17 protein-coding genes and 2 pseudogenes are annotated in these 18,288 nt (G+C 64.3%); 4 read left to right on the forward strand and 15 right to left on the reverse strand.

Features of this window, described 5'->3' with window-relative positions; all coding sequences use genetic code 11:
* The 10 genes and pseudogenes from eutB to mftE all read right to left on the reverse strand — a co-directional run.
* Positions 1-573, reverse strand: a 573-nt coding sequence (gene eutB / locus WBQ44_RS02535) for an ethanolamine ammonia-lyase subunit EutB (protein ID WP_495565167.1), incomplete at its 3' end; no start/stop codon positions are given.
* The gene (gene eat, locus WBQ44_RS02540) at positions 570-2,009 is read right to left on the reverse strand and encodes an ethanolamine permease (RefSeq protein ID WP_495565168.1); all 1,440 of its coding nucleotides are present in this window, start codon (positions 2,007-2,009) and stop codon (positions 570-572) included. The genes eat and eutB, both read right to left, overlap by 4 nt.
* A 266-nt stretch (positions 2,010-2,275) precedes the next feature.
* Positions 2,276-2,551 (reverse strand): annotated as a pseudogene (locus tag WBQ44_RS02545) (cation efflux transmembrane domain-containing protein); the annotation flags it as partial.
* Positions 2,552-2,716: 165 nt separating this feature from the next.
* Positions 2,717-3,256 carry a DUF779 domain-containing protein gene (locus WBQ44_RS02550; protein ID WP_495565169.1) on the reverse strand — a complete coding sequence of 180 codons (540 nt, stop codon included), beginning with the start codon at positions 3,254-3,256 and terminating at the stop codon, positions 2,717-2,719.
* Positions 3,256-4,779: an aldehyde dehydrogenase gene (adh, locus tag WBQ44_RS02555; protein WP_495565170.1), complete on the reverse strand. Its 1,524-nt coding sequence runs from the start codon at positions 4,777-4,779 to the stop codon at positions 3,256-3,258. Before adh ends, WBQ44_RS02550 begins: the two co-directional genes overlap by 1 nt.
* A 118-nt stretch (positions 4,780-4,897) precedes the next feature.
* Positions 4,898-6,190 (reverse strand): sigma-54-dependent transcriptional regulator family protein, encoded by a 1,293-nt coding sequence (locus WBQ44_RS02560; protein ID WP_495565171.1) that lies wholly within the window; start codon positions 6,188-6,190, stop codon positions 4,898-4,900.
* Between the two features lie 112 nt (positions 6,191-6,302).
* Entirely contained in the window at positions 6,303-6,437 is a 135-nt protein-coding gene (locus WBQ44_RS02565; RefSeq protein ID WP_495565172.1) for a hypothetical protein, read from the reverse strand.
* 53 nt (positions 6,438-6,490) lie between these two features.
* Complete coding sequence (gene mftG / locus WBQ44_RS02570) at positions 6,491-7,957, reverse strand: mycofactocin dehydrogenase MftG (protein ID WP_495565173.1); 1,467 nt, start codon at positions 7,955-7,957, stop codon at positions 6,491-6,493.
* Complete coding sequence (gene mftF, locus WBQ44_RS02575; RefSeq protein ID WP_495565174.1) at positions 7,954-9,351, reverse strand: mycofactocin biosynthesis glycosyltransferase MftF; 1,398 nt, start codon at positions 9,349-9,351, stop codon at positions 7,954-7,956. Before mftF ends, mftG begins: the two co-directional genes overlap by 4 nt.
* A 102-nt stretch (positions 9,352-9,453) precedes the next feature.
* A complete protein-coding gene (gene mftE, locus WBQ44_RS02580; protein ID WP_495565175.1) occupies positions 9,454-10,164 on the reverse strand; it encodes a mycofactocin biosynthesis peptidyl-dipeptidase MftE in 711 nt (236 codons plus the stop codon).
* Between the two features lie 96 nt (positions 10,165-10,260).
* Here mftE and WBQ44_RS02585 point away from each other — a divergent pair, with 96 nt between their 5' ends.
* From WBQ44_RS02585 to WBQ44_RS02595, 3 genes and pseudogenes are all read left to right on the forward strand, one after another.
* A complete protein-coding gene (locus tag WBQ44_RS02585; RefSeq protein WP_495565176.1) occupies positions 10,261-10,974 on the forward strand; it encodes a GntR family transcriptional regulator in 714 nt (237 codons plus the stop codon).
* Between the two features lie 164 nt (positions 10,975-11,138).
* A pseudogene (locus WBQ44_RS02590) lies at positions 11,139-12,534 on the forward strand (NCS1 family nucleobase:cation symporter-1); the annotation flags it as partial.
* Positions 12,535-12,603: 69 nt separating this feature from the next.
* On the forward strand, positions 12,604-13,350 hold the full coding sequence (locus tag WBQ44_RS02595) for an aspartate/glutamate racemase family protein (RefSeq protein WP_495565177.1): 747 nt from the start codon (positions 12,604-12,606) through the stop codon (positions 13,348-13,350).
* On the opposite strand, the gene mftD (WBQ44_RS02600) is transcribed toward WBQ44_RS02595, so the two are convergent.
* From mftD (WBQ44_RS02600) to mftA, 5 genes are all read right to left on the reverse strand, one after another.
* Positions 13,299-14,549 (reverse strand): pre-mycofactocin synthase MftD, encoded by a 1,251-nt coding sequence (gene mftD / locus WBQ44_RS02600; protein WP_495565178.1) that lies wholly within the window; start codon positions 14,547-14,549, stop codon positions 13,299-13,301. The two genes, WBQ44_RS02595 and mftD (WBQ44_RS02600), sit on opposite strands and share 52 nt — an antisense overlap.
* Positions 14,550-14,616: 67 nt before the next feature.
* Positions 14,617-15,792 (reverse strand): pre-mycofactocin synthase MftD, encoded by a 1,176-nt coding sequence (mftD, locus tag WBQ44_RS02605; protein WP_495565179.1) that lies wholly within the window; start codon positions 15,790-15,792, stop codon positions 14,617-14,619.
* Positions 15,793-15,806: 14 nt separating this feature from the next.
* Entirely contained in the window at positions 15,807-17,039 is a 1,233-nt protein-coding gene (gene mftC, locus WBQ44_RS02610) for a mycofactocin radical SAM maturase (protein ID WP_495565180.1), read from the reverse strand.
* 94 nt (positions 17,040-17,133) lie between these two features.
* On the reverse strand, positions 17,134-17,427 hold the full coding sequence (gene mftB, locus WBQ44_RS02615; RefSeq protein WP_495565181.1) for a mycofactocin biosynthesis chaperone MftB: 294 nt from the start codon (positions 17,425-17,427) through the stop codon (positions 17,134-17,136).
* Between the two features lie 2 nt (positions 17,428-17,429).
* A complete protein-coding gene (gene mftA / locus WBQ44_RS02620) occupies positions 17,430-17,543 on the reverse strand; it encodes a mycofactocin precursor MftA (protein WP_495565182.1) in 114 nt (37 codons plus the stop codon).
* A gap of 112 nt (positions 17,544-17,655) precedes the next feature.
* On the opposite strand from mftA, the gene mftR reads away from it, so the two are divergent.
* A partial coding sequence (gene mftR / locus WBQ44_RS02625) for a mycofactocin system transcriptional regulator MftR (RefSeq protein WP_495565183.1) occupies positions 17,656-18,288 on the forward strand: 633 nt, incomplete at its 3' end.

The following is an 18,288-nucleotide window of genomic DNA, read 5'->3' on the forward strand; positions in this document are numbered from 1 at the left end:
ATCACCCGACCCCAGGAGCAGACCGTCGAGCGTCGCCGCCGCAATGCCCCTCGGGTCGTCCGTCGGATGATTCGGCTGTAGCCGCGTGCACAGCGTCCCCGGCAATCCGACGGTCGTGCGAAACGCCGATGTCACCCGGACGGCCCGAGCGACGGCAATGAGGTCTTGATTCCGCATGATCTTGCTGACTGCGGCCACCATCTCCGGGGTCAGGCCTGCGGACACCGACCGTAACCGTGCCGCCGCATCCTCGGAGGCGGCCACCTCGAGCAGCCAGTCTCGCAGCCCGCCCACGGTCAGGTGCGATACTGCCCCGAACGCCTGCCTGTCGTGCGAATCCACGATGAGGCGGGTGACCTCGTCGGACTCGTACGGCACCAGCAGGTCGCGGAGAAAGACCTCCAGCGCCACGTCGGCGAGCGCCCATTGCGCGGCAGCACGTTCGGCGTCGGATTCGGCAGCGCACCCGGCCAACTCGTCGCCGGATCGCAACGGCGTTGCCTTGGCCATCAACTCGACCAGACCGTCGAACCGGTAGGTCGTGCCGGACACCTGCTGTGTGTACGACGTCATTCGAGCTCGGCCTCGGCTTTCGCGAGAGCAGCGAACTCCTCGTCCGGTGAATTCGCGACCAGGCGATGGCGACTGTAGATGCCGAAGTACAGCATGAAGGCTGCGAACACACCGAGGCACCACAGCGCGGCAGTACTGTCGACGAGGAAGGTGGCGACGACGGCGAAGGCTGCGACGACGAGGGCGAATCCCGTAGTCGCGATCCCGCCCGGGGTTCGGTACGGCCGCTCCATAGTCGGCTCTTTCCGCCGCAACACGATGTGACTGATCATCATCAGCACGTAGCTCAGCGCGGCGCCGAACACTGCCATGTTGAGCAGCATCGCACCCTGGCCGGTGAGCGAGAGGACGAAACCGATGACGCCCGGGACGATCAGCGCGAGCGTCGGTGCTTTTCGAGTGTTGGTGATGGACAACACCTTCGGGAGGTAGCCCGCGCGGGAGAGCGCGAACAGCTGCCGCGAGTAGGCGTACATGATGGAGAAGAAACTGGCGACCAGGCCCGCGAGGCCGATGTAGTTGACGACCTTCGCGGCGGCGCCGTCGCCGAGAGCTTCGACGAGCGGATTGCCCGACGCCTGCATGGCGTCCGCTCCCCCAGCGCCCGTCACGAGGACGAGAACGCCTGCGCCTGTGAGGAGGAGGACCGCCATCGCGGCGATGATGCCTCGAGGGACGTTCTTCGTCGGATCTTTCGCTTCCTCGGCGGCCAGTGGCACACCCTCGATGGCGAGAAAGAACCAGATGGCGAACGGTACGGCTGCCCAGATGCCCATGTAACCGAACGGCAGGAAGCTCGATGCTCCCGCGGCGTCGCTCGGCGCGATGTCCGTCAGGTTGGCCGAGTCGAACTGCCCGAGTGCTGCAACAGCGAAGATGATCAGGCCGACGAGTGCGATCGCGGTGATGACGAACATGATCTTCAGCGCCTCGCCGGCACCGGCAAGATGAATTCCGATGAATATCGCGTACACCGCCAGATACACCCACCAGCCGTCCGTGATGCCGAACAGGCCCAGGGATTCGACGTACGCGCCGATGAAGGTTGCAATGGCCGCGGGCGCGATCGCGTATTCGATGAGAATGGCCGTGCCGGTGGCGAACCCGCCCCACGGACCGAGTGCTCGACGAGCGAATGTGTAGCCGCCGCCTGCTGCCGGCAGCGCCGAGGACATCTCGGCCATTCCGAGCACCATGGCCAGGTACATGCCCGCGATCAGCACGGCGGCAATGAGCAGACCACCGAACCCGCCCTGTTCGAGGCCGAAATTCCATCCGGAGTAGTCGCCGGAAATGACATAGCTGACACCGAGGCCGGCAAGCAGTATCCAGCCCGCGGTGCCCTTCTTCAACTGGCGCTTGGCGAGGTAGTCACCGCCCTCGACATGGGAGTCCGCACCGCCGTGATGGGTGCCGGTTGGTTCTTTGACGGACATGTGTGCGGCCTCTCTCGATGCTGAGGACTCGGTCGCTCGGGGTGCGCGAACCGAGTGAAAGATATGCCTGGGGTGTGAGCGCAAGATCATCGGAACATGACGGGCTGATTACGGGCGGTCACATCGAACGCGGCTCGACGAGGCCGGTGTTGCCCCGATCGCCCTCGTCCGGTTCGGCGACTGTCAGAACTGCGTCCACTACAGCGCTGTTGGTTTCTTTGCTCACGCTCCAGTCGCCGGAGTGTGCGCGCGATCGACGATCCGAACAGTGAGGTCACCCCGTTCCAGATCGACACTGCGGCGCCGGCGACGAACAACCCGACCGCGGCCAACGTCGACCAGAGGTAGCTCTCGCGGCCGTATCCCAGCGGGCGTTCCGAGTCGGGGCCGCGGGAACCACGCTTGTCGGCCACGAGCAGAAACACCTCGTTGCCGGTGTCGGCCCAGGAATGGGACGCCTCGGCCACCATCGACGCGGACCCGGTGATGATCGCTGCGATGGTTTTGGCGATCGCCACTCCGAGATTCGCCACGAAGGCGATGAGGACGGTGCGGAGACTGTCGTTCGGCCTATCGGCGGCTGACGCCTGTGCAGCTTTCGCGAGAACAACCCTAGGCCGGGATTGCGGCCCGGTCGCGCCTTCTTTCGAGGGCACGACCAGGCGACCGTGTGCGTATCGTGCCGTGTGTCGAACCGTGCAGAGCGGTCAGCCTCGAAGCATGCCCGGAACCGGGCACGCATCGACTGCTTCGGCAACGACGAGCACGTCGTTCGGGACGGGTGGACGCCTGCCCTCTTCCCAATCGACGCCGACGAACGGGCGCAGCTGCGCCAGCGCGTCGTTCTCCGCCGGTGTGTAGGCGCGTCCGCGGCTGAGGAATCGCAGGCCCTCCGGGGTTTCGAGTGAGAAGCCCGAGCCTCGGCCGGGCACGACGTCGAGAACCATCTGCGTGTGCTTCCACGCTTCGAACTGCGAACCGGAGATCCATACCGGCACAGCGTCGACGCCCTCCGGAAGATCGGTGGGCACCTCGCCGACGCCGAGCCGAAGATCCAACAATCCCAGCAGCACATCGCGATCACCGACGATGAATTCCCCTGCGGGATAACACATCGGAGAGGATCCATCGCAGCATCCTCCGGACTGGTGCATCATCAGTGCGCCGTGGATACCGCCGAGGCGACGGAGAAGCTCCATCGCCCCGGCGGTTGATCTGAGACGCGCTGGTGGTTGCGCGTCAGGCATCAGAAGAAGCCCTGGGCTTTCTGGGCGTAGCTGACAAGCAGGTTCTTCGTCTGCTGGTAGTGGTCCAGCATCATCAGGTGGTTCTCGCGCCCGATGCCGGAGGACTTGTAGCCGCCGAACGCCGCGTGCGCCGGGTACTGGTGGTACGTGTTCGTCCACACGCGTCCGGCCTTGATGTCGCGTCCGGCGCGGTAGGCGACGCCGCCGTCTCGCGACCAGACGCCCGCACCGAGTCCGTAGAGGGTGTCGTTGGCGATGGAGATGGCTTCGTCGTAGTCCTTGAACGAGGTCACCGACACCACGGGGCCGAAGATCTCTTCCTGGAAGATGCGCATGTCGTTCTTGCCGGTGAAGATCGTCGGCTGGACGTAGTAGCCACCGTTCAGGTCGCCTCCGAGCTGCGCGCGCTCGCCGCCGGTGACCACCTGTGCACCTTCGCCCTTGCCGATCTCGATGTAGGACAGGATCTTTTCGAGCTGGTCGTTGGAGGCCTGCGCACCGATCATGGTGTCGGTGTCGAGCGGATCGCCCTGTCGCACCGCCTTGGTTCGGATGGCAGCGAGCGCGAGGAACTCGTCGTAGATATCGGCCTGGATGAGGGAACGGGACGGGCAGGTGCAGACTTCACCCTGGTTCAGGGCGAACATCGTGAACCCTTCGAGCGCCTTGTCCTGGTAGTCGTCGCCCACCGACAACACGTCGGAGAAAAACACGTTGGGGCTTTTGCCGCCGAGTTCGAGAGTGACGGGGATGAGATTTTGGGAGGCGTACTGCATGATCAACCGACCGGTGGTGGTCTCGCCGGTGAACGCAATCTTGGCAATGCGCGGGCTCGATGCCAGCGGCTTGCCCGCTTCCACACCGAATCCGTTGACGATGTTCAGGACGCCGGGGGGCAGAAGGTCGCCGATGACCGAGATCAAGTACAGGATCGAGGCAGGCGTCTGCTCTGCGGGCTTGAGCACCACGGCGTTACCTGCGGCGAGTGCGGGCGCGAGCTTCCACACGGCCATGAGGATCGGGAAGTTCCACGGGATGATCTGACCGACGACGCCGAGGGGCTCGTGGAAGTGATAAGCCACTGTGTCGCTGTCGATCTCGGACAGCGAACCCTCCTGCGCGCGAATGCAACCGGCGAAGTATCGGAAGTGGTCGACGGCGAGCGGGATGTCGGCGTTCAGAGTTTCGCGGATCGGCTTGCCGTTGTCCCACGACTCGGCGAGGGCGATCGACTCGAGGTTCTCGGCGATGCGGTCGGCGATCTTGTTGAGGACGACAGCACGCTCGGCGGCCGATGTCTTGCCCCATGCGGGTGCGGCGGCGTGTGCGGCGTCGAGTGCCAGTTCGATGTCCTCGGACGTCGAGCGGGCAACTTCGCAGAAGTTCTCGCCGGTGACCGGGGTCGGGTTCTCGAAGTACTGGCCCTTGACCGGCGGTACCCATTCGCCGCCGATCCAATTCTCGTAGCGCGGCTGAAACGACATCTTGGCATCGGCGGTACCGGGGCGAGCGTAGACGGACATCCAGTGACTCCTTCTCATCAACAAGAACTGCTGTGATTCAGAACACTAGAGAGTGCAACGTTGCAACTACGTTGCCGAGCAGGCAGCAACTACGTTGCCGAGCGGGACGCAGCATGCGTCAGACGCCCAGCTGACTGTCGAGCAGATCGATACGTGCGTCCACCTGGCCGTACAGCGCGGAATCCGGGCGGAGCGTGGAGCGGTACGCCTCCCACGCGACGATGTCGGTGCGTCCGTGGATCGACGACGTCCATTGTGCGAGCAGCACCGGATCGCCGACGCGCAGCAACGCGGCTTGCACCCGCGATCGCAGTTCGTTGCGGATGTCGTCGATGCCCGGTGCCGATGACCCCGGAAGTACCGGACCGGTGTAGATACGCATCGCGGCTTCGACATCGCCGCGGTCGAGGGCCCGGCGGATGTCGCCGACGTCGGAGGACAGCGCCCCGACCAATCTGTAGGGACGCGACGCGAGGCCCGCCGCACCGAAGGTTTTGCGCAATCTCGACATCTCGGCACGGATGGTGACGGAGTCGAGTTCGTGCTCGTCGAGCAACACTGCCAGGTGGTCGGAGCTGAGCCCCTCCGGGTGATCGGCGAGCAGCAGCAATATCTCGGCGTGCCGCTGCGACAGGGCAAGTCGACCACTGCCCCGCACGAGTCCCGGCCGGCCCGATCCCAACACCTCCAGCCGAGGCGCACTGTCTCCCAACGACTTCGGAGAGTTCATCAGGTGCACGCGCAGCTCGGACTCGGCCGCCGCGACGGTCGCGCGGATCAGCGACAACACTTCCGGTACCGCGACGCGTGGACCCCCGGTGATGTCGATCGCGCCTAGTATGTGCCCGCTGGTGGGGTGATGAACCGGCGCGGCAGAACAGCTCCACTCGTGCACCGTCCGGGTGAAGTGTTCGGCCTCGAAAATTTGCACACAGTGATCGACGGCCAGGGCGGTACCCGGCGCATTCGTACCCTTACTCTCTTCGCTCCAGTCCGCGCCCTCCGCGAAATTCATCGACAGCGCACGGTCTTTGGCGGCAACATCGCCCTCGACCCACAGGAGCCGACCTTCGGCGTCCGAGATTGCGACGAGCAATCCCGTGTCGGCGGCGTCCTCGACCAGCAATTTCCGCACGACCGGCCGGACGAGAGACATGGGGTGCTCGTTGCGATACCGCTCGAGTTCGGCGCCGGAGAGAGCGAACGAATCGTTGTTGCCGTCGGGGTCAACACCCTTCGTTCGACTGCGCAGCCAAGAATCGAGGACAACCGAGCGCACGTTGTCCGACGGCGGCCGATCTTCGACGAACGATCGATGTGCGGCTCCGACTCGGCGTGCCAGGAGGTCGACGTCGTCACCAGGACGAACGGCCACCCAGGGGTTGCCCTGCCCTGGCTTGCTTCCAGTCATCACAACTACCTCTTCTGGCGCGGTCATACTACTGTAACGCAGCACACAAGGGCAGAATGCAACCCCTCCACCCGAAGCCGCGATCCGGGCAAGGAGGGACGCACGCGTTCGGTCAGCGCTTCTTCACGGTCGCCGAGATGTCGATGCTCGTATGGCCCGCCGACTTCGTCTTCTTGTCCGCACGCCTTTCCTTCAGCGACTTACCGGACTTTTTGGGCATGGAATTGCGAGGAGATTTGTCGGACATCGGGTTGTCCCCATTCTCTGCGAAACCGTGAATGGTTCCGGAGAGGGTCGAACCTACGCCACTCGGCCACGAAGCAGGTCCGATGCGCGCTCGGCGAACATGATCGCCGTCGCGTGCGGGCCCCGCGAGGGCACCACGGGGAACGCGGAGGTGTCCACGACGAACAGCCCCTCTATGCCGCGCACCCGACAGAACTCGTCGACAACGGAGTCACCGTCCCCCATTGCGCAGCTACCGGACAGGTGAAGTGACGTACCGAGAAGGGCCTGCCCGTCACCGACCCGGCCCGGCGCTGCCGGTTCCTGCGCTGTTCCCGCTCGTCCGATCAGATCGAGAACCAGTGCGTGACCGTCCGACATTGCCCGCCTGTCAGCGGGTGAAGCCAGGTATCGATGACGCACACGCGGCGCGTCGGCCGGGTCGCGCGAGACGAGCGTGATGTCGCCGCGGCTCTCCGGACGCATCAGACCGATCCCGATCATCGGACGGCCTGCGGGTATTCCGGCGATGAAACTGTCGAAAGAGGCGCTGTAGGGCCGAATTTCGAGATCGTCCACGTGAAGAACCGCCTCCAATGGCGAACTTCGACGACCGATGTTCGAAAGCTGCCAGGGCACAAGAAGTTCGGGGTGATCGGTGAAACCTCGACCGACCCGAGGGTGGTCCATGACAACCGGTACACCCAGTTCCGTCAAAGGATCTGCCGGACCTATGCCCGACAACATCAGCAGCTGCGGTGTACGAACAGATCCGGCGCACAATACAATCCGGTCGGCACGGAGGTGCGATACCACGCCGCCGCGTTCGACCGTCACCCCGCTCGCGCGCGCTCCACCGAAGGTGACGCCCAGCACGGTCGTGCGGTCGTGCACCGTCAGGTTGGCACGCGTCATCGCCGGCAACAGATAGGCCGAAGCCGCATTCACTCGTCGCGCGCCGAGCACGTTGCGCGGCACCGGACCCACACCCCCGGTGGAGAACGGATCGTTCTTGTCCGCATCGAATCGATACCCGGCGGCGAGGGCGGCACCGAAGAACGTGTCGGTTATCGGCGATCGAACAGATGCGGCAACACGCGAAACCGGCATCGGTCCGGCCGATCCGTGAGCGTCACCGCCGAAATCGAGATCGTTCTCCAGTGCCCGAAAGTACGGGAGGACATCGTCGAACGACCACGACGCCGGCCACGAGTCGAAGTCGCCAGGACGCGCACGAACGAAGTAGGCACCGTTCACCGCACCGGACCCACCCAGCACTCGGCCGCGCGCGACGTCGACCGCGGTGTCGGGCGTCAACTCCGCGCGGTAGCCGTCGATCCAGGGACTGCGAGGCCCGACGGGCAACGCACAGGCGTCGAGCAACGCGGTGGGAATTTCGGCGGCACTGCGGTACCCCGGCCCCACCTCGAGTAGCACCACCGAGCACGACGGGTCTTCGCTCAGCCGAGCTGCGAGCACCGACCCGCACGATCCGCCACCGACGACGACAACGTCGGCGTAACCACGATCCTCTGTCGTCATGAGTCCATTCGCGGCGTCAACGCTCCGAGGCTGCGCGTTCGAACGGCACCCGTCCACAGTCCGGCCCCGTAGGCGATGTCGTCGACGCGCTTGAAGAATGCGTATCGCACCGGGTCGAGACCACCCAGCTCACGATGCTTGTACCAATCCGACATTGCCTCCGAAAGTGCAAGCGCGACAGCGATCTTTCGAATTCTACTGGACAACACCACCGCGAGAAGGGTGATCGGCCAGTAGTGCCGGCACAGCGCCGAAGCAAGCTGCCACAGCCCTCCGACGAAACCTTCGGTCGCGAGAATTGCCGCGATCCGCGTGGGCTGGTCGAGACCGAGGAACATCTTGCGTAACCGGGCGATGGTGACTCCGAGGGTCAACAGCGCACCGAACAGACCGAACTTGGTGAAGCTCGCCGCCAACAGACACGCGGCCAGCGTCCACGGTGACATCGAGACCGGTGGAACCATCCCGGGATGACGCTCCGCGAGTGGACTCGCCCCGGTGCCGTAGAACAGTTTGCGCCCGAACCACCGCCCGAACGTGACTCTGTGGTCGTGCGCCACGTGCGCGACCGGCTCGTACCGCAGGCGCCAACCGGCTTCCTGCAATCTCCAGCAAAGGTCGACGTCCTCGGCAACGTGCATCGACTCGTCGAAGCCGTCGCAGTCCAGAGCGACCTTTCGACGAATCAACATCGCCGCGCTTGGCACGTACGACACCGAGCTACCTGCGCGCACCGCGGCTTCCCTGCGACCGAGGTCGAGCGACGACCGAGCATGCTCGTAACGCGCGAGCGCGTTGCCCTCAGGCTCCAGCGCGACGATACGGGGAGCCACCAGAGCCACTGCAGGATCCGAGAAATGTCCGAGCATGACTTCGAGCCACCCCTTGCGCGGCACGACATCGGAGTCGAGGAACGCCACGAAGTCCGTTGTTGCACCGCGCAATCCGGTGTTTCGTGCCGCCGCGGGGCCACGGGGCATCTCGTGCCGCAGCACCGTCACGCCGCCGACGCTCCAGTCGAGCGGTGGTACGACGACCGGTACGTCGGAGCCGTCGTCGACGACAATTACCTGCAGTCCGTGCAGCGCCGTGAGCAGCCGGTGCACACCTTCCTCGTTGTTTCTCGCCGGAACGACGACCGTGACGTCACGAGGAGACGGGATGTGCATCGGACGCGGATTGGCGACCCCGGAATCGAGCAACTTGCGGGCGACGAGCGCGGTCTGCGAATCGATGACCTCGAGGTACCCGTCGCCGATCATCGCCGCTGCCGTCGGCGCGAGCGTGAGCATGCGGGTGGGTGAACCGCCGATCAGGACCCTGCCCTCCGAGTAAGCGCGTACGCGAGGATCGACCCGTACCCCGAAGCCGTCAGGCAACCGACCTTGACCCATCTGGTGATCGTAAACGGACATCCCGCTGATGTGGTGCCCCTGGGCAGTAAAAAACCGTAACAGACCGTCGGTTTGTTCTCACGGCTATAACCAACTTCGCGTCTACTCCAACATTCCACGCTCGGAGGGTGCCCATCGTGCCAGCGCAGCGGCACTGCGGGCAGTCATCGCGTACAGAATTGCCTCCCCCTCAGCGGCGCTCGACCCACGGGGATCACCCAGCACGCCGTTCGGAGAGACCGCCCGCACGCCCCCCGCGCGTAGCCGGGGAAGCAACGCGCCAATCGGTTCGACGTTGCCCGCCTCGGCTCGCGGCACGTCCACCGTCTCGGGTGCGAGCCACAGAAGCAACGACGTTTCGGTACGACCCGCATGAGCGTCGGCGCCGGAAACTGCGCACGGCAACCACGCCACGTCGCGTCCCTCGTATCGGAGAAGTTCGACGGCCGCGATCAACGCCGTCAGATTGCCACCGTGGCCGTTGACGAACACCACCCGCTCCGCCCACCGACAGGCCGATCTGCCGTACTCGACGAGCATCACCCGCAGGGCTTCCGAGCCGATCGAGATCGTGCCGGCGAAACCCTCGTGCTCACCGCTCGCACCGTAGGCGACCGACGGGGCAACCACCACACCGGGAAGCCGATTGGCGACGGCCTCGGCGATGCGCGTATCCGTGTCCAGCGGCAGGTGCGGCCCGTGTTGCTCCATGGCACCAACCGGGACCGCGATCGTGCGAGAACCGTCGACGCGCGGCCATCCGTCCACGCCGAGCAGCTCGGCGCGGGGCGCATCGGGAACGTGGGTGGACACCGGGCGATGCTATCGGAACCGAGACGGCGCGCCAGCTTTCACATACACGAAACAATGCACCGCTACCGTGCGGAGGGACCGGCCGGAAGGAGTGTCATGCCACCTCGTCGCAGGTCGGTGCTTCTCGATCGGCTGAGCATCGCCGAGCCCGGCGGTCGACAACCGAGGATTCTCGACGAACTCCGACGAGTGATCCTCTCCGGCGATGCACCGCCCAGCACTCATATCCCGGTCGACGAAGTGGCCGAGTTGTTCGGTGTCAGCAGGATTCCGGTACGCGAATCGTTGAAGACGCTCATCGGCGAGGGGCTGGTCGATCACCGACCGAATCTCGGGTACACGGTGGCGCGGCTGACCTCGGCAGAACTACGCGAGATGTACATCGTCCGCGCCGTCCTCGAGACTGCGGCACTCGCAACCGCCGTGGAACTCGCGACGGACGAGGACCGTGCGGGTGCCGTCGAAGCGAATCGCCTTCTCGAGCAATCGATTGCCGCCGACAATCCGCGTGACTATCATCGCCGCAGCCGCGAATTTCACATGGCATTGACACGGCCTTCGCGAATGAAGCGGTTGGTGCACATGCTCGAGGCTGCGTGGAACATCACCGAACCCGTCCAGCCGATGGTGCAGGTGTCCGGATCCGACCGCGCTGCATTGCATTCCGACCACCGCACGATGCTCGAAGCCTTTCTCGATCGCGACGCGCCGGCTCTGACCGCCATCGCGCAGGCACACTCGAGCCACCTCGGAACCGTCATCTCGTCCATCACGACCGAGACGGGACTTCTGGCGGACCCACCCGCTTGAACAGCCGTCGCAAAGAATATATTTCTGGCGTCACGCAGGGGCAACACTGCGTCGCTACATTTTCCCTCGCCGGTCTTCGCCGCTGTGGCGTCGACCGAAATCTGCAGCGCGAGTAGAGCCTGCGGACCGACCGGGAGACTTCGAGCGACGCATCAGGAGCATCGATGACAAGTACAGCAAACGGACCAGCATCTCCGGTGGCCGGTAGATCTGCGGACATGATCGAGGCCGCAGGGCACCCGGTCGGTGGTGGACTGATCAAGGACACCTACGACCCGCGGCTCACCAACGAGGACCTCGCACCTCTGAAGAAGCAGTCGTGGACCTCCTACAATCTCTTCGCATTCGTAGATGTCCGACGTGCACTCCGTCGGCGGATACGTCACCGCCGGTAGCCTGTTCGCCTTGGGACTCGCCAGTTGGCAGGTCCTCATTTCACTTCTCGTCGGAATCTCGATCGTGTATTTCTTCTGCAACCTGGTCGCGAAGCCGAGCCAGGTGACAGGCGTCCCGTATCCGGTGATGTGCCGAGCGTCCTTCGGCGTTCTCGGCGCAAACATTCCGGCGATCATTCGCGGATTGATCGCGGTCGCCTGGTACGGAATACAGACGTTCCTGGCATCGGCCGCCCTCGACATCGTGCTGATCAAGCTTTTTCCGGGCCTGGCTCCGTACGCGGTGACCGCCGACTACGGCTTCGCCGGGCTGTCCGCGCTCGGCTGGGCCAGCTTCCTGTTCCTGTGGGTACTGCAGGCCGCTGTGTTCTGGCGGGGCATGGAGTCGATCCGCAAATTCATCGACTTCTGCGGACCCGCCGTCTACGTGGTCATGTTCGCGCTCTGCGGTTACCTCATCTGGAAGGCAGGCTGGGGCGCGATCGACCTGAACCTCGGCGGTGTTCAGCACACCGGTATGAGCGCGGTTCCGATCATGCTCGGACCCATCGCACTCGTCGTGTCCTACTTCTCCGGGCCGATGCTCAACTTCGGCGACTTCTCCCGCTACGGGAAGTCCTACGCCGCGGTGAAGAAGGGCAATTTCCTCGGCCTGCCCGTCAACTTCCTCGTCTTCTCCATTCTCGTGGTCGTCACGGCGTCCTTGACGCTCCCGGTGTTCGGTGAGCTCATCACCGACCCGGTCGAAACCGTCGCTCGTATCGACAGCACCTTCGCGATCGTTCTCGGCGCTCTGACGTTCACGATCGCCACCATCGGCATCAATATCGTCGCCAACTTCATCTCCCCCGCCTTCGACTTCTCCAACGTCAGTCCCCAGAAAATCAGTTGGCGCGCCGGTGGCATGATCGCTGCCGTCGGATCCATCCTGATCACCCCGTGGAACCTGTACAACAATCCCGAGGTAATCCACCTGACACTCGAAACCCTCGGCGCCTTCATCGGATCCCTGTTCGGTGTGCTCATCGCCGACTACTACCTGGTGCGCAAGCAGAAAGTAGTGGTGGACGAGCTGTTCACGATGTCGCCCGCCGGAAAGTACTGGTACAGCAAGGGATACAACCCGGCTGCGGTGTACGCCACCATCGCCGGAGCTCTCCTCGCCACCAAGACGAAGCTGGCCGTCACCAACCACCTCGACGACGCCACGGTGAAGGCGTAGGTACCGACCCGAATGCTCATCACGGTGGTCAACCCCAACACCACAGCGTCGATGACCGCCACTATCGGCGAGTGTGCTCGGGCCGTCGCAAGCCCGGGCACACTCGTCGAGGCGGTCACCCCCACGATGGGGCCGGCATCGATCGAGTCGCATGTCGACGAGGCGCTCAGTGTCCCTGGCATTCTCGAACAGATAGCGCTCGGCGAGGCACGAGGGACCGACGGATACGTCATTGCCTGCTTCGGGGACCCGGGCATCGACGCCGCCCGCGAGGCGGCCCGCGGTCCCGTCGTCGGCATAGCGGAAGCGGCGATGCGCGCGGCAAGCTTTCTTGGCCTCGGCTTCTCCGTGGTCACCACACTCGACCGCACTACCGGACGGGCATGGGACCTCGCCGCGCATTACGGGATGGGGAGCAGGTGCCGGGGCGTCCACGCCTGCGAGATTCCGGTGCTCGAACTCGAGACCGATCCCGATGCACGCAAGATCGTCACCGAAGCGTGCAGGGAGGCCGTCCGGACGGACCGGAGCGACTGCGTCGTGCTGGGCTGCGCGGGCATGGCGAAGCTCTGCAGGGACACTTCCGACGATATCGGCGTCCCCGTGGTCGACGGTGTGGCGGCCGGAACGTTGTTCGTCCAATCGTTGGTCTCGATGGGCCTCCGTACCGGCAAGGTCGGCGAGTTCGCTGCGCCGCTGCCCAAGCACTACACCGGGCTGCTGTCCCAGTTCGGTCGGTCCGCAGGCTCCAGGTCATGACGGGTCGCCGACGTGCTCGGTTCCCGTGCGCCGAGGACCCGGCCGAATCCCGGGGGAACCACGATGTCCGACGCAGACAGCTCGCGGACCGACGAGTGCCCGAGGCCGAGGACGGCCGAGTCGACGCCGCCCCTGAGGATGTCGAGCACGTTCTCGACGCCCGCTTGACCGTTGGCCGCCAACCCCCACAGGTATGCGCGCCCGATCAATACTGCGTGCGCACCGAGGGCGAGTGCTTTCACGACGTCGCTGCCGCGCCGGATGCCGCCGTCGAGTGCAACTTCGACGCGATCGCCGACGGCGTCGACGATCGCAGGCAGCGCACGGATGGACGCCGGGGTGCCGTCGAGATTGTTTCCACCGTGATTCGACACCGAAATCGCGGTCGCACCCACATCGGCAGCCCGCTCGGCGTCGTCGACCCTCGTGATGCCCTTGAGCATGAACGGGCCGTCCCACTGCGCGCGCAACCATGCGATGTCGTCCCAGGTCGGCAACGGCGTCGATTTCCACTCCCGATACGCACCGAAGAATGACGGAGCGGCGCCCTCGGGCGGCGTCAAATTGGGCGCCGTCAAGGTAGGTAGTCGGCCGGATCCGACGAATCGACCCAGCCAGCGCGGATGCGTGATCGCCTCGGGCGCATGAGAAATCATCGTCCGAACGTCGACGCGTTCCGGGATCGACGGACTCCCCCAGTCGCGTCCCTCCGAGAACGACCAATCCATCGTCAGAATCAATCCAACCGCTCCTGCTGCTCGGGCGCGGCCGACCATGTGTAGCAGCAGTTCTCGCGAACCGGCCCAGTGCAGCTGAAAGAACGTCTGCGAATTGACGGCCGCGACCTCCTCCACGGACTTGCTCGCGAACAACGAAAGCCCCATCGACACGCCCCGGCACGCCGCCGCGCGAGCCACGGCGACCTCGCCGTCCGGGTGCACGGCCTGCACACCCGTCGGCGAGATCATCACCGGAAACGACAGCGGCTGTCCCATGAACGTGGTGGACAAATCACGAACATCCGCCAGGTCCGCGACGTGGGGAGCGAACCCGAGTTCGCGAAACGCCGCCGTGTTGTCGTCACGGGTGATTCCCCGTTCCGAACCGGCGACCAGAGCGTTGTACACCGATGTCGGAAGACACCTCTGCGCCCGCCGCTGCGCCTCGGCAACCGACTCGAACCAACGTGTACTGCTCATCTCAGGGGCATTCCGCAGGCTCCACGCCCTACTGCTCATCTCAGGGGCATTCCGCAGGCTCCACGCCCTAGACACCGAGCTTTCGGTCGAACCCCAGCGGCATCACAACGTCCAACGGGGTCAGATCGTGAATCGACGAGTGCCCGAGACCGAGGACCGCGGAATCGACACCGCCGCGCAGAATGTCGAGCACGTTCTCCACTCCCGCTTGTCCGTTGGCCGAAAGGCCCCACAGGTATGCCCGGCCGATCATGACCGCACGTGCACCCAATGCGATCGCTTTGACCACGTCGCTGCCACGCCGAATGCCGCCGTCGAGGGTGATCTCGATCTGATCGCCCACCGCCTCGGCGATAGCGGGAAGAGCACGGATCGGTGCCGGGGTGCCGTCGAGATTGTTTCCGCCGTGATTCGACACCGAGATGGCGGTGACGCCTGCGTCGACGGCCTTCTTCGCGTCGTCGACGCGCATGACGCCTTTGAGCATGAACGGCCCGCCCCACTGCTCACGCAGCCAGGCAACGTCTTCCCACGTCGGTAGCGGAGTACCCATCCACTCGCCGTACGCGCCGAAGAACGTCGGCGCCTCCCCGCCCGGGGGCGTCAGGTTTGGCGTGGACAGGTCTGGAATCTTGCCGGTTTTGACGAACTCGTAGAGCCACTTGGGCCGCATGATGCCCTCGGGTGCAAACTGCACCATGGCCTTCAGGTCCATCTTCTCCGGAATCGACGGGCTACCCCAGTCGCGGCCGTTGGAGAACGACCAGTCCAGGGTCATGATCAGACCCACAGCGCCTGCCGCGCGAGCTCTCTCCATCCGCTGGAGCAGTATCTCGCGAGAGCCGACCCAGTACATCTGGAAGAACGTCTGCGGATTGGCGGCAGCGACCTCCTCGACGGACTTGCTCGCGAAGGAAGACAAGCCGATCGGGATGCCGCGTGCCGCCGCCGCTCGCGCGACGGCGACCTCACCGTCCGGGTGCACGGCCTGCACACCCGTCGGCGAGATCATGACCGGAAACGAGAGTGGTTGTCCCATCACCGTTGTCGACAGATCACGCTTGTCCGACAGGCCGGCGACATGGGGGGCGAACCCCAGTTCGCCGAATGCCGCCGTGTTGTCGTCGACGGTGATGCCGCGCTCCGAACCCGCCACCAGTGCGGCGTACACGGATTTGGGTAGACGTTTCTTGGCACGCCGCTGCGCTTCGGCAACGGTCTCGAACCACGCACTCTTGGCCATAGCTGTATTGCTTCCTATTCCATTCCTGCGAGCGGGTTTTCGTCGCAGATCTTGGCCGGCGGCCGCATCATCAAGGTGAGCGGCACCGACGCTCTCGGTGTCTTGCGCTGCCCGGTACGGGAATGGTCGACGCTGGACTTGGGGATCTCCCCCGCCGCAGCCAACGCCATTTCACCGTTACCGATCACGCATTCGGGATCCGGACCATCCATGGGGAGGCCGGTGAAGAACTTCGCTGCCATGCAGCCACCGCGGCACGCATCGAAGTGCGCACATTTCGTGCACGCCCCCGACGTCTGCGGGGAACGCAGATCTTGGAACAGTTCGGACGTCTGCCAGACGGTCTGAAAACCGCCCATACCGTCTTTGGCATCGCGGACGATGTTGCCGGCGAGAAAGTTCTCGTGAATCGCGAACGGGCACGCGTACACGTCGCCGACCGGATCGATCAGGCACACCACGCGGCCGGCACCGCACAGGTTGAGGCCGGGCAGTGCGTCGCCGAATGCGGACAGGTGGAAGAAGGAGTCACCCGTCAGCACACCCTCGCCGTTGGCAACGAGCCAGTTGTAGAGCTCACGCTGCTGACCGGCAGTTGGGTGCAGGTCATCCCACACATCCGCGCCACGGCCGGACGGGCGCAATCGCGTGATGCGAAGCGTCGCACCGTATTTGTCGGCAAGCGCTTTGAACGTATCGAGCTGGCTCACATTGTGCCGGGTGACAACTACCGAAATTTTCGCATCCTTGAAGCCCGCCTCCTGCAAGTTCTCCAGAGCGCGAATCGCCATGTCGAACGAACCCGGTCCGCGCACCGCGTCGTTGACCTCGGCGGTGGCGCCGTCGATGGAAATCTGCACATCGACGTAGTCCGACGCGGCCAATCGAGCGGCGACCTTCTTGTCGATCTTGACGCCGTTCGTGGAGAACTTGACCCCGACCTGATGGGCTGTCGCGTAGTCGACGAGCTCCCAGAAGTCGCTGCGGACCGTCGGCTCACCGCCGCCGATGTTGACGTAGAAGACCTGCATCTTCTGTAGTTCGTCGATGATCGACTTGCACTGCTCGGTGCTCAATTCGTTCGGGTCGCGTCGACCGGACGAAGACAGGCAGTGCACGCACGAAAGGTTGCACGCGTACGTGAGTTCCCAGGTCAAACAGATAGGTGCGTCGAGGCCTAGTTCGAACTGATCTACCAGCTTCCCGACGGCAGGCGGAGGAGCTGGTCTTTCTAGCATGGAGGTCATGGACTGGTCCTCTACTCGAGTCGAGGGGCGAGAGTGGTGTGGGCGAGAGTGGTGTGGGCGAGGAGAAGGGCTGCTTCACCTTGCCGAAAAAAGATCAGGAGTCGAGCGCGACGATCATGTTCGACTCGGCCAGCGTCGCGAGGGCGCGCGAGTACTGGGGCATCGACGCTTCGGCGATTCCTGCGGCCGAGATCGCGGACCGCAGGTCAGAATGGTCGGGCAGCGATTCGATGATCGTCACGATGGTGCGGTTCTTGAGAAAGGAAAGCTTCCGTGTCCCGAAGTGGTAGAGCAGCGCCCCGAACGACTCGGGGCGCAGCGCCACCTGCGGGTGAAGGGCCCACCGGGCATCCAGATCGAGACCGTCGACCTTCACACTCGTCGACATGGTCAGTACACGCCGCACATGCCGTCGATGGAAACCTCTTCCACCAGCGACTCTTCGACCAGATCGGACTCGACGACTGCAGCGCCTACAACATCGGTCTTGGGGTTCTGGGACATTGTCATACCTCCACGTCGGGATATTGGAACCATCACGTTCGACAGTGAACGTGACTTGCTTCACCACAATAATGGCATCGAGTGCATAATGAAACCATACGGAGGAAAGAAAGTGGTCAGTCGCCGTAAACCGTCCAGCCGGGCAGGTCGACGCCCGTCCACGACGCGGGGGCAGATCAGCGACATAGGAATCGAACTGTTCGCGAAAAACGGATTCGACGACACCAGCGTCGACGAGATCGCAGAGGCAGCGGGCATCGCCCGGCGCACGTTCTTTCGGTATTTCCCGTCCAAGAACGCGGTGCCCTGGGGCGACTTCGACGCCCAGCTCGCAGCTCTTCGTGCGCTGCTGGCCGAACTACCGAATGACATCTCGCTCGCCGAGGGCATCCGATCGGCACTGCTCGAGTTCAATATCTTCCCGGTGGACGAGGAGGCCGTTCACCGGCAACGCATGCAGTTGATTCTGCGCAACCCGACACTGCAGGGATATTCGATGCTGATGTACGAGGGATGGCGAGGGGTGATTGCGGAGTACGTGGCCGTCCGTACGAATCGTGCTGCCACAGAGCATTTTCCGCGAACGGTGGGTTGGATGGTGCTCGGTGTGGCAATATCCGCATACGAGCAGTGGCTCACGGACGACTCGCTCGATCTCGCACAACTTCTGTCGGACGGCACTCGCGCTTTGTACGCGGGCCTCGACGGCCCGGAGACGATCATTCCCCCACCACCGAAAGAACAC

The organism is Rhodococcus sp. (in: high G+C Gram-positive bacteria), from assembly GCF_049591685.1.
Taxonomy (GTDB): Bacteria; Actinomycetota; Actinomycetes; order Mycobacteriales; family Mycobacteriaceae; genus Rhodococcoides.

Excerpts from the sequence above, each read along its gene's own strand:
- mftC (WP_495565180.1), bottom strand. The coding sequence starts at position 17,039 with ATGACCTCCATGCTAGAAAGACCAGCTCCTCCGCCTGCCGTCGGGAAG.
- eat (WP_495565168.1), bottom strand. The coding sequence starts at position 2,009 with ATGTCCGTCAAAGAACCAACCGGCACCCATCACGGCGGTGCGGACTCC.
- mftG (WP_495565173.1), bottom strand. The coding sequence starts at position 7,957 with ATGACGACAGAGGATCGTGGTTACGCCGACGTTGTCGTCGTCGGTGGC.
- adh (WP_495565170.1), bottom strand. The coding sequence starts at position 4,779 with ATGTCCGTCTACGCTCGCCCCGGTACCGCCGATGCCAAGATGTCGTTT.
- mftA (WP_495565182.1), bottom strand. The coding sequence starts at position 17,543 with ATGTCCCAGAACCCCAAGACCGATGTTGTAGGCGCTGCAGTCGTCGAG.
- WBQ44_RS02560 (WP_495565171.1), bottom strand. The coding sequence starts at position 6,190 with ATGACTGGAAGCAAGCCAGGGCAGGGCAACCCCTGGGTGGCCGTTCGT.
- mftD (WP_495565178.1), bottom strand. The coding sequence starts at position 14,549 with ATGAGCAGTACACGTTGGTTCGAGTCGGTTGCCGAGGCGCAGCGGCGG.
- WBQ44_RS02565 (WP_495565172.1), bottom strand. The coding sequence starts at position 6,437 with ATGTCCGACAAATCTCCTCGCAATTCCATGCCCAAAAAGTCCGGTAAG.
- WBQ44_RS02595 (WP_495565177.1), top strand. The coding sequence starts at position 12,604 with ATGCTCATCACGGTGGTCAACCCCAACACCACAGCGTCGATGACCGCC.
- WBQ44_RS02550 (WP_495565169.1), bottom strand. The coding sequence starts at position 3,256 with ATGCCTGACGCGCAACCACCAGCGCGTCTCAGATCAACCGCCGGGGCG.
- WBQ44_RS02585 (WP_495565176.1), top strand. The coding sequence starts at position 10,261 with ATGCCACCTCGTCGCAGGTCGGTGCTTCTCGATCGGCTGAGCATCGCC.
- mftD (WP_495565179.1), bottom strand. The coding sequence starts at position 15,792 with ATGGCCAAGAGTGCGTGGTTCGAGACCGTTGCCGAAGCGCAGCGGCGT.
- mftB (WP_495565181.1), bottom strand. The coding sequence starts at position 17,427 with ATGTCGACGAGTGTGAAGGTCGACGGTCTCGATCTGGATGCCCGGTGG.
- mftF (WP_495565174.1), bottom strand. The coding sequence starts at position 9,351 with ATGGGTCAAGGTCGGTTGCCTGACGGCTTCGGGGTACGGGTCGATCCT.